This window comes from Imhoffiella purpurea, from assembly GCF_000585215.1.
Lineage (GTDB): Bacteria > Pseudomonadota > Gammaproteobacteria > Chromatiales > Chromatiaceae > Imhoffiella > Imhoffiella purpurea.
Window position 1 is genome coordinate 1 of the sequence record NZ_AONC01000098.1, and the last position, 9,089, is coordinate 9,089.

General features: G+C 66.6%; 7 protein-coding genes and 1 pseudogene. 5 read left to right on the plus strand and 3 right to left on the minus strand.

Translation table 11 applies throughout. From position 1 onward, the window contains the following. From D779_RS20410 to D779_RS20425, 4 genes and pseudogenes are all read left to right on the plus strand, one after another. A pseudogene (locus tag D779_RS20410) lies at window positions 1–906 on the plus strand (hypothetical protein); the annotation flags it as partial. Window positions 907–1,004: 98 nt separating this feature from the next. Next, window positions 1,005–2,249 (plus strand): sulfotransferase, encoded by a 1,245-nt coding sequence (locus D779_RS20415; protein ID WP_043758197.1) that lies wholly within the window; start codon window positions 1,005–1,007, stop codon window positions 2,247–2,249. Then, window positions 2,243–3,394, plus strand: coding sequence for a glycosyltransferase (locus D779_RS20420; RefSeq protein ID WP_052348335.1), 1,152 nt, complete (start codon window positions 2,243–2,245; stop codon window positions 3,392–3,394). Before D779_RS20415 ends, D779_RS20420 begins: the two co-directional genes overlap by 7 nt. Further along, window positions 3,381–4,181 (plus strand): polysaccharide deacetylase family protein, encoded by an 801-nt coding sequence (locus D779_RS20425; protein WP_043758199.1) that lies wholly within the window; start codon window positions 3,381–3,383, stop codon window positions 4,179–4,181. Before D779_RS20420 ends, D779_RS20425 begins: the two co-directional genes overlap by 14 nt. On the opposite strand, the gene D779_RS20430 is transcribed toward D779_RS20425, so the two are convergent. Continuing rightward, entirely contained in the window at window positions 4,097–4,582 is a 486-nt protein-coding gene (locus D779_RS20430; RefSeq protein WP_043758201.1) for a low molecular weight protein-tyrosine-phosphatase, read from the minus strand. The genes D779_RS20425 and D779_RS20430 overlap by 85 nt on opposite strands. Before the next feature lie 339 nt (window positions 4,583–4,921). Here D779_RS20430 and D779_RS20435 point away from each other — a divergent pair, with 339 nt between their 5' ends. Beyond that, window positions 4,922–7,225, plus strand: coding sequence for a tetratricopeptide repeat protein (locus D779_RS20435; protein ID WP_043758204.1), 2,304 nt, complete (start codon window positions 4,922–4,924; stop codon window positions 7,223–7,225). A 450-nt stretch (window positions 7,226–7,675) separates the two neighbouring features. Here D779_RS20435 and kdsB read toward each other — a convergent pair whose 3' ends face one another. Both kdsB and lpxK read right to left on the minus strand, forming a co-directional pair. After that, on the minus strand, window positions 7,676–8,443 hold the full coding sequence (kdsB, locus tag D779_RS20440) for a 3-deoxy-manno-octulosonate cytidylyltransferase (RefSeq protein WP_043758206.1): 768 nt from the start codon (window positions 8,441–8,443) through the stop codon (window positions 7,676–7,678). Next, on the minus strand, window positions 8,436–9,089 hold a 654-nt coding region (lpxK, locus tag D779_RS20445), incomplete at its 5' end, for a tetraacyldisaccharide 4'-kinase (RefSeq protein ID WP_043758210.1). The genes lpxK and kdsB, both read right to left, overlap by 8 nt.

Here is a 9,089-nt window from a genome sequence, read left to right on the forward strand (position 1 = left end):
GAGGATCGAACGCGCAACGGCTCGGCACGCAACGGCTCGGCACGCAACGAATCCGGCGCCACCGAGTCCGCCCGCCGCTCCCAGGACACGCAAGCGCGCGACGATCAGGACGATTCGGGCGAGACCGAGGAACAGCCGCGGACCAATCGTTCGCGGCGCGGATCGCGCGGTCGCGGACGTCGTGGCGGATCGGGCTCCGAGGCGCGCAGCAACGGATCCAAGGCCGCGGACGAGAACGGCCGCGCCCGCGGTCAGAAACGCGAGGCCCCCGCAGCGTCTCAGTCCGACCGCAATCAGGCCGAGGACAGGGAGACCGATTGGCCCCGGGACTCCGAGGAGGTCAATGGTCCAGACGCCTGGGATCCGTCCGACGATCAGGAGGTCGCGGACAAGAGCCGATCCACCGACACCGAAGCGGACGCCGACAGCGGCCAGTCGGACGGAGAGCGCCCCCGCTCCTCGCGGCGGCGGCGCGGCGGACGCAACCGTCGCCGCTCATCCTCCAGCGCCTCGAACGACCCATCCGGGTCGAACCAGGAGAGCGCCGACCAGGGCGACTCCGACCAGGACGTCCCGGAGACGACTGCCGACAAGGATGCCCAGGCCAAGCCGGCCGAACCGCCGGCGGCCGCCAGCGAGCAGCCAGCCGCGTCGCCCGAACCCGTTCAGGCGGTTCGAAGCGACGATCCACCGCCCGAGCCCAAACCCGAGCCTAGGGAGAAACCCACCGAGCCGCAGGCCATGCTGCCGGCGCCCACGACCGCAACCCCGGTGATCGCGGAGGAGCCCAAGCCGGCCGCCAAGAGCGAGCCGCCGGAACCGAGGCCGGCACAGACCGACGGCGAGCCGGCACCGCAAGCCGCCGCGACACCGCGTGAAGAGGGTCAGGTGACGAACACCCCCTGACCGCCGCCCCTCTCTCGAGACGCGCCTAGCCGCGCGAACACGCACTCAGGGCCCGGCCGCCGAGGTCGGGCCCGATCCAGCCGAATCGAGACACAGCCATGATGCTGCAGCTATTCCTCGCCAGCACGGCCCGCTTTCTGCACCTGAGCTATCGCACCCTGATTCCCCCCAGGGGCCAGCCGCGCCCCGGCCTTCGGCGTATTCTGCTGATGTCGGCCTTCATCCCGCTGTTCGCCCTGGTACAGTGCATCCACTGGATCGGATTCCTGCTCGACGAGATCCTGTTTCCGGGCTACCGCCGGGTCGATATCCGCGAGCCGCTCTTCGTGCTCGGCGTCCCGCGCAGCGGCACCACGCATCTGCACCGAGTCCTGGCCGAGGACGCGCGTTACACCACCTTCTCCACCTGGGAGTGTCTGTTCGCGCTCTCGGTCACGGCACGCCGCTTCTGGCTCGGCATCGGTCGGCTGGACGCCAGGCTCGGGGGATTCGGCAAGAGACTCCTGGACTGGTTCGAGGGTCATCTCTTCGGCGGCCTGGAGGATGTCCACAGCATGCGTCTGAGCGATCCGGAAGAGGACTATTTCGCCCTCATGCCGGTGCTGGCATGCTTCATCCTCATCCTGCCCTTTCCCAATTCCGAGTTCCTGTGGCGGATGGGGACCTTCGACCGCGACATGCCGCCGCGCGAGCGCGAGCGTCTGATCCGGTTCTACCGGCGCTGTCTCCAGAGACATCTCTACGTCCACGGCCCCGAACGGCGCCTGCTGTCCAAGAACGCCGCCTTCGCCCCCCTCGCGGGCAGCCTGAAGGAAGAGTTCGCGGACGCCCGCTTCATCCTCTGCCTGCGCGAACCCGAGCGCACCCTGCCCTCCCAGCTCAGCTCCATCGCCTCGGGCGCCGCACTTTTCGACGCGCACGCGGTCTCACCCTCGCTGAACGCGCGCCTGACCGAGCAGCTGGGCTTCTACTACCGGAATCTCGACCGTGTCTTCGCCGAGGCCCCCGAAAGCCGCTGCGTTTGGGTTACCATGCAGGCATTGAAAACCGACCTGCCGAACGCGATCGAACGCATGTACGAATGCATGGGGTTGGAGATGACCACGGCCTACCGAGACAGTCTGCAGCATCAGGCGACTCAGGCTCGGGAGTACCGCAGCAATCACTCATACAGGCTGGAGACCTTCGGTCCCGCGCCGCAGCGGATCGCCGAAGAGCTCGGCCCCCTGTATCGCCGACTCGCCGCGAGATCCGTCGTGCCGGGCACCGCCCGCCGAGCGGCCGATTCGAACAGGCCCTCGAACACTGGAGCGCTCGCCCCAGAGACAGCATCGACATGCTGACCCGCGCGCGCGCCCCAGCCGAGAGCGATATCGCGATCCGGGACCTGAGGGTCGCCATCCTCTCGGACGCCGCCCCGGAGCGCAACGGCGTCGGCGCCTACTATCGAGACCTCGCCGACCATCTGCGCGCCAACGGCGCCAAGGTGGCCCTGGTCGCGCCGCGCTTCCGTTACGGCCGCTGGCACGGCGGCCTGCGTCTGCCGCTCCCTGGCGACCCGACCCAGAGGATCCTGGTGCCCTCCTGGTCGCTGATCGACAAGCGGCTCAAGCGTCTGCGTCCCAACGTGATCGTGGTGCCCACGCCCGGACCCTATGGCATGCTCGGCATGCACCTGGCGGGCCGCCTCGGCGTGCATCTGGTCGTCGGCTTCCACACCCATTTCGAGGCCCTGACGGATCTGTTCAAGGATTGGGGCTGGCGCAGCCGCGTCGCCAACGCCTATCTGCGCAGCTGTCATCGGATGCTTTTTCGCAACAGCCAGGTCGTGCTGGCCAACTCGACCGAGATGGTCGAGGTCGCGCGCGCCATCGGCGCCAAGCGTGCGACCTTGATGGCGACCCCTATCGCCAAGCGCTTTCTCGACCTCCCGCCCACCCCCACGCGGCCCCAGATCGAGCGGGTGCTCTTCGCCGGCCGCCTGGCCCCGGAGAAGAACCTGGAGGCGGTCGTGGAGGCCGCGCGACGCCTGCCCGATCTCGAATTCGTGGTGGCGGGCGACGGCCCGCTGCGCGACTGGCTGGAGGAAGAGGCGCGCGAGGTGCCGAATCTGAAGCTCGTCGGCTGGCTGAAACGCAATCAGATCCTGCGTCTGATCGACAGCGTCGATGCACTGGTCCTGCCGTCCCGGGTGGAATCCTTCGGCACCATCGCGCTCGAGGCCATGGCGCGTGCTCGTCCCGTCATCGTGTCGGCGGCCTGCGGCATCCTCAGCTGGGACATCCTCTCGCGCGGAATCTTCACCGTGGGCGACGACGAACACCTGGCCGACGCACTGCTGCGGCTGCGCCAGCTCGACCCGGCCGTCCGCCAGCGCACGACCGAGGGCGCCCGCGAGGCCGCCGCCATCATCAACCAGCGCAACCTGCGACACTGGCTGGCCTTGCTCGCAGGCGATCATGCAAGCACCGTCGATGGAAAACACTGACAGCATCCGCGCCCTCGTCTCGGTGCACGACGTCATGCCCGAGACGCTCGAATCCGTCCAGACCGTCCTGCAACGACTCGCCGCCGCGCGCATCAGCGCCGCGACCCTGCTCGTGGTGCCCGGAGCGGACTGGACCCCGCCCGCGATCGACGTCCTGCACGATTTCGAGCGGCGCGGCTACGTGCTGGCAGGACACGGCTGGAGACATCGGGCCAGCCATATCGGCGGACTGCGTCACCGCATCCATGCCGCCCTCATCTCGCGCCAGGTCGCGGAGCACATGGCGCTGGATGCCAAGGGCATCGTCGCCCTCATGAAGCGCTGTCACGCCTGGTTCGGGGAGCAGGGGCTGCAATCGCCGTCGCTCTACGTCCCGCCCGCCTGGGCAATGGGACGGATCGAACGCAGCGCGCTCGCCGACCTGCCGTTCCTGCAATACGAACTCTTCTCGGGCATCCTCTCGGCCCAGACCGGCCGGCTGCACCCCATGCCCCTGCTCGGCTACGAGGCGGACACGGGATCGCGCACACCGGCCCTGCGTCTATGGAACCGCATCAACCGGCACCGCGCCAAGACGGCCGGCTGGATCCGGATCGGTATCCATCCCTACGACATCCGTCTGAGACTGGCCGAGGATCTGGAGGAGGACCTCCGGCGCTTCCCGATCCATGCCGACTATGGGGCGGTGGACGCCGAAGGCGATCAGAGATACCGGCTGGTCACGTCCGCCAGGAGCCCCTGCGCGGCCAACTCCACCATGTCGAACACCCGTTCGAAGCCCCTCTGACCCCCGTAATAGGGATCCGGCACCTCGCGCACCGACAGATCGGGCGCGAAGTCCAGGAATAGCCTCAGCTTCGGCTCCATCCCGGCCGGACAGATCTCGGCCAGACACTCATAGTTGTCCCGATCCATCGCCAGGATGTAGTCGAAGCGGTGAAAGTCCTCGGCGATGGCGCGTCTGGCACGCAGATCGCCGATATCGATCCCGCGCGTAAGCGCCGTTTCACGCGCCCGCCGATCCGGCGTCTCGCCCAGATGATAGGCGTGGGTCCCGGCCGAGTCGATCTCGATGAGACGAGACAACCCGGCATCCACGACCAGCTTCCTGAAAACGCCGTGAGCCGTCGGAGACCTGCAGATGTTGCCCATGCAGACGAAGAGGACTTTCACCCTGACCTCACTCATTTGGAACCAACCTCTTTGAATGTGTGATGACGCATCCCGTCCCCGGCTCGATTCAGCGCAGCACCTCGACCTGCCCGACGGTCAGGCGCACCGACCGGGCGATCCGGCTCTCGTTGATAGTGCCTGACGGAGCCGGTTGCGGACCGGCTCCCGAGCGGAGGAGCGTGCTGACTGCGCATGTTGCATCTGTTCGACAGAGCCTGTGACCGGCCCGATCGCACGACCATGGCATGGATTCGCCGGGTGTTCGACGATGGGAATTGCCTGGATTCTAGGGTAAGGCCGCGATCACGGCTAGAATGCTTGGATCCCTCGTCAACTGTTGCGTTCTCACCGACCATGCGCAAGAACACCCGCACACCCAGGCCGAGGGTTCGGAAGCATCGCGAAACGCGCGCCACGGCTATCGCGCCCCTGCCCTCCCGGTCCGAACAGGACGCCCTGGTGGCGCTGTTCGACGCCGGGCGTCTGAGCGAGGGCGAGACGATAGCGCGCGATTTCACTCAACGCTACCCTGAAGCCCCCTTTGGCTGGAAGGCGCTGGGGACGATCCTGCTGGCCTCCGATCGTCAGCGCGAGGCGCTGCCCGTGCTGCGGCAGGCGATCAAGCTCAATCCGCACGACAGCGAATCGCTCAACAGCCTGGGCAAGACGCTCCAGGATCTGGGGCAGCTCGATGCCGCCCTGGAGTCGGTCGAGCGCGCCCTGAGTCTGCGCCCGGATTACGGCAGCGCGCTCGTCAATCGCGGCAATCTCCTGGTGCAACTCGGGCGAGCCGACGAGGCGCTGAAGTGTCTCGACAAGGCGCTGATCTTGCGGCCGGATTCGGCCAGCGCCCATAACGATCAGGGTCATGCGCTCAAGGCGCTCGGACGTGTGGACGCGGCGCTTGCGGCGTACGCGCGCGCCATCGAACTCAAGCCCGATTTCGCCGAGGCGCACCACAACCTGGGGGCGGTACTGAGCGACCTGGGGCGCTTCGAGGAGTCGCTGGCGCACTATGGCCGCGCCCTCGACCTGAAACCCGCCTGCCCCCTGGCCAAGAGCCAGTATGCGCATTGTCTCAAGCGGCTGAGTTTCACGCAGGATCGCCCGGATATTCGCGCGCGGCTCGTTCAGGCGCTGCGCGAATCCTGGTGCCGTCCGCATGAGCTCATGGCCACATGCATCGATTTCATCCGTCTGAATCCGCTCATCGCGCCCAGGATCGCCCGTCTCGATCGGGATGCGGCGCTGACGGCGGCGGATCTGTTCGGCACGACCGGACTGGTCAAGCTGGCGGACGACGCGCTGCTGATGGGTCTACTGCAAGCCTGCCCGATCGCCGATGCTGATTTGGAGCGGCTGTTGACCCAAGTTCGGCGCGCATTGCTGGAGGCGGTGTGGCTGAACGGTGCAATGCGGCTGTTCGACGCGACGGCGCTGCGTCTGCAGGCGGCGCTGGCGCGGCAATGCCATCTCAATGATCACGCCTGGGCGGAGAGCGAACCGGAAACGGCACACGTCGAGACGCTGCACGGGGCGCTGTCGCCGATGCTGGGCCAACAGGCACCGATCGCAGAGCCCTATCTGCTGGCGCTGGCGGCCTACCGACCGCTGCTGACGCTGCCGGAGCCGGCCAGGCTGCTGGAGCGCGACTGGTCCGAGCCGGTCGCGAGCGTGCTGATCGAACAGGTGCGCGAACCGCTGCTGGAGACGGAATATCGCCGTTACATTCCCTGTCTGACCGCGATCGCCGATTCCGTCTCGGTCGAGGTGCGGGCGCAATACGAGGAGCATCCCTATCCGCGCTGGACGCGGACCGGGATCGTCACGCCGGCCCCGACCATCGCCGCCTATATCCGCCAGCAATTCCCCAACGCACGCCTTCGGTCGCCGATCGAACAGAACGAAAAGGTATCGATCCTGGTGGCCGGTTGCGGCACCGGGCTGCATTCGCTCGATGTCGCTCGGCGCTATCCCGAGGCGCGGATTCTGGCCGTCGATCTGTCGCTGACCAGCCTCGCCTACGCAGAGCGCAAGACGCGCGAGCTGGGCGTGACGAACGTCAGGTACGTCCAGGCCGACATTCTGCGGCTGGACGCACTCGACGAATCCTTCGACCTGATCGAATCGGTAGGCGTGTTGCATCATCTGCACGACCCCGTCGCAGGCTGGAAGATGCTGCTCGCGCGTCTGCGTCCGGGCGGCTTCATGTCGATCGGACTCTATAGCGAACGAGCGCGCCACGCCGTGGTCAGGGCGCGCGAGCAGATCGCGCGCGAAGGCCGGCAGCCGACGGCATCCGGAATACGCGCCTTGCGGCAACGACTGCTCCAGCAGCGCGATGAGCCGGACTATTGGCACCTGACCCACAGTGCCGATTTCTACAGCCTCAGTGGTTGCCGCGATCTGCTCTTCCATGTCAGCGAACAGCGCTTCACGCTGCCTCGACTCGGCGAGACGCTGCAGGAACTGGACCTGAGTCTGGTGGGATTCATCCTCGATCAGCGCGTCATGGCGCGCTATGCCGAGCGCTTTCCGGACGATCCCTCGGCGACCGATCTGGAACATTGGCACCAGTTCGAACAGGAACACCCGAAGACCTTTGCCGGGATGTATCAGTTCTGGGTGCGACAAGAGGTGGCGTCGTCGCTTATGTAGCGCGATCGGCGGCTTCCAGGACGGTCATGACGCCGCACTGAATCCAGTCGTCCAGATCGCACTCGAGGTTCCGAGGTGCGCATCGCCGCACAGCGCCCGGCGTAAGCCTTCGGTTCGGCGAATCGGGAATATCTCGAAGGGATGCGTTGCGGATAAGACACATCAAGCATCCCAGCGTCACCTTTCCGCACTACTCTTGTGCAACGAGGCCCCCATACGCGTCCTCATCGTGCGAAGAAGAGGGAGGGCTCAATACATGCTCGAAGGAGACTGCATTTAAGTTATTGATAAAGGAACAGAGGAGGTTTCCCATCAAACTGGCACGTTCTATGCTTAATTTTTGGCGAAACATCGTTCTCATGCTTTTTGTTCCGTTCTCTGACCTCCTCAGTGGTGATTAGCCCCGCGTCAGCGGGGCTTTTTTTGCCCGGTCGCCGGGCCAACGCCGGATCAGATCTTGCTCAGAATCGCCGCGACGCGCGACAGGTCGTCCCGGGTGTCCACGCCCGGCCCAGGCTGCTCGACCGCGAGCCCCACATGGATGCGCTCTCCGTGCCAGAGCACGCGCAGTTGCTCGAGCGACTCGGCCAACTCCAACGGCGCCGCATCCATCTCGACGTAGCGCTTGAGGAAGGCTGCACGATAGGCATAGAGACCGATGTGACGCAGAAAGCCGAACGAGGACGGCAGCGCGGCGGTCTTGCCGAGGAATTCGTCGCGATGCCAGGGAATGGGCGCCCGCGAAAAATAGAGCGCGAATCCGGCGGCGTTGGTCACGACCTTGACCACGTGGGGATCGAACAGCTCGGCGCCATCGCGGATCGGGCAGGCCAGGGTCGCCATGCCGGTCCGGTCGAGCGCGGCCAGATTGCCGGCCACCTGATCGAGCAGCGCGGCCGGCATGCAGGGCTCGTCACCCTGCAGATTCACCACCACCGTATCGTCGCTCCAGCCACAGCGGGCGATGACCTCGGCGACCCGATCGGTCCCGGTGCGGTGATGCTGCTGGGTCAGGATCGCACGGACGCCCAGCGGGGCGCAGACATCGGCGATCCGCTGATCGTCGGTCGCGACCACGACCTCCTCGGCCACGCTCTCCAGCGCGCGCTCGACGACGTGCTGGATCATCGGCTTGCCATTGATATCGAGCAGCGGCTTCCCGGGGAGACGGGTGGATCCGTAGCGTGCCGGGATGACAACCTTGAAACCATTAGCCATGGGTCGGTCCTGCCAGTTTGGATAAGAGGTCATCGAGAAGCGACGCGTCCAGCTCCGCCTCCACCGGCAGGTACCAGTGGTCGCCCCGGGCATAGGGGGCGCACTTGACGGCGTCCTTCTCGGTCATGATCACGGGAAGATGGGGCCATGCGGCCACCTCCTCCGCCGAAAAGTCGTGGTGATCCGGATATGGCCGCTCGGTCGGATCGAGCCCGGCCTCACGCAGCGAGGCGAAGAAGGGACCCGGATTGCCGATCCCGGCGACAGCGCACACCCGCACCCCGGCCAGGGCCGAGAGCGGCCGGGTCGACTCGGGATGCCCGAGGCTGACCAGCTCGCCCGGCACCAGACGCATGGCGGGCTCGGGCGCCTCGGCCGCGGCCTTGTAGATCACCAGATCGACGCTCTCCAGCCGTCCGGTCGGCTCGCGCAGCGGCCCCGAGGGCAGACAGCGCCCGTTGCCGAAACCGCGCTCGGCGTCCACCAGCACCACCTCCAGATCCCGCTGCAATCGATAGTGCTGCAGACCGTCGTCGCTGATGAGGATATCGCAGTCCTCCGATTCGAGCGCCAGACGCCCCGCCGCGACCCGATCCGGCCCCGCCACCACCAAGCCCCCCGTTCTCCGCGCCAGCAGGACCGGCTC

What these genes read in the sequence shown, in the direction of transcription:
- D779_RS20415 (WP_043758197.1), top strand. Translation starts at nt 1,005, where the DNA reads ATGATGCTGCAGCTATTCCTCGCCAGCACGGCCCGCTTTCTGCACCTG.
- D779_RS20420 (WP_052348335.1), top strand. Translation starts at nt 2,243, where the DNA reads ATGCTGACCCGCGCGCGCGCCCCAGCCGAGAGCGATATCGCGATCCGG.
- D779_RS20425 (WP_043758199.1), top strand. Translation starts at nt 3,381, where the DNA reads ATGGAAAACACTGACAGCATCCGCGCCCTCGTCTCGGTGCACGACGTC.
- D779_RS20430 (WP_043758201.1), bottom strand. Translation starts at nt 4,582, where the DNA reads ATGAGTGAGGTCAGGGTGAAAGTCCTCTTCGTCTGCATGGGCAACATC.
- D779_RS20435 (WP_043758204.1), top strand. Translation starts at nt 4,922, where the DNA reads ATGCGCAAGAACACCCGCACACCCAGGCCGAGGGTTCGGAAGCATCGC.
- kdsB (WP_043758206.1), bottom strand. Translation starts at nt 8,443, where the DNA reads ATGGCTAATGGTTTCAAGGTTGTCATCCCGGCACGCTACGGATCCACC.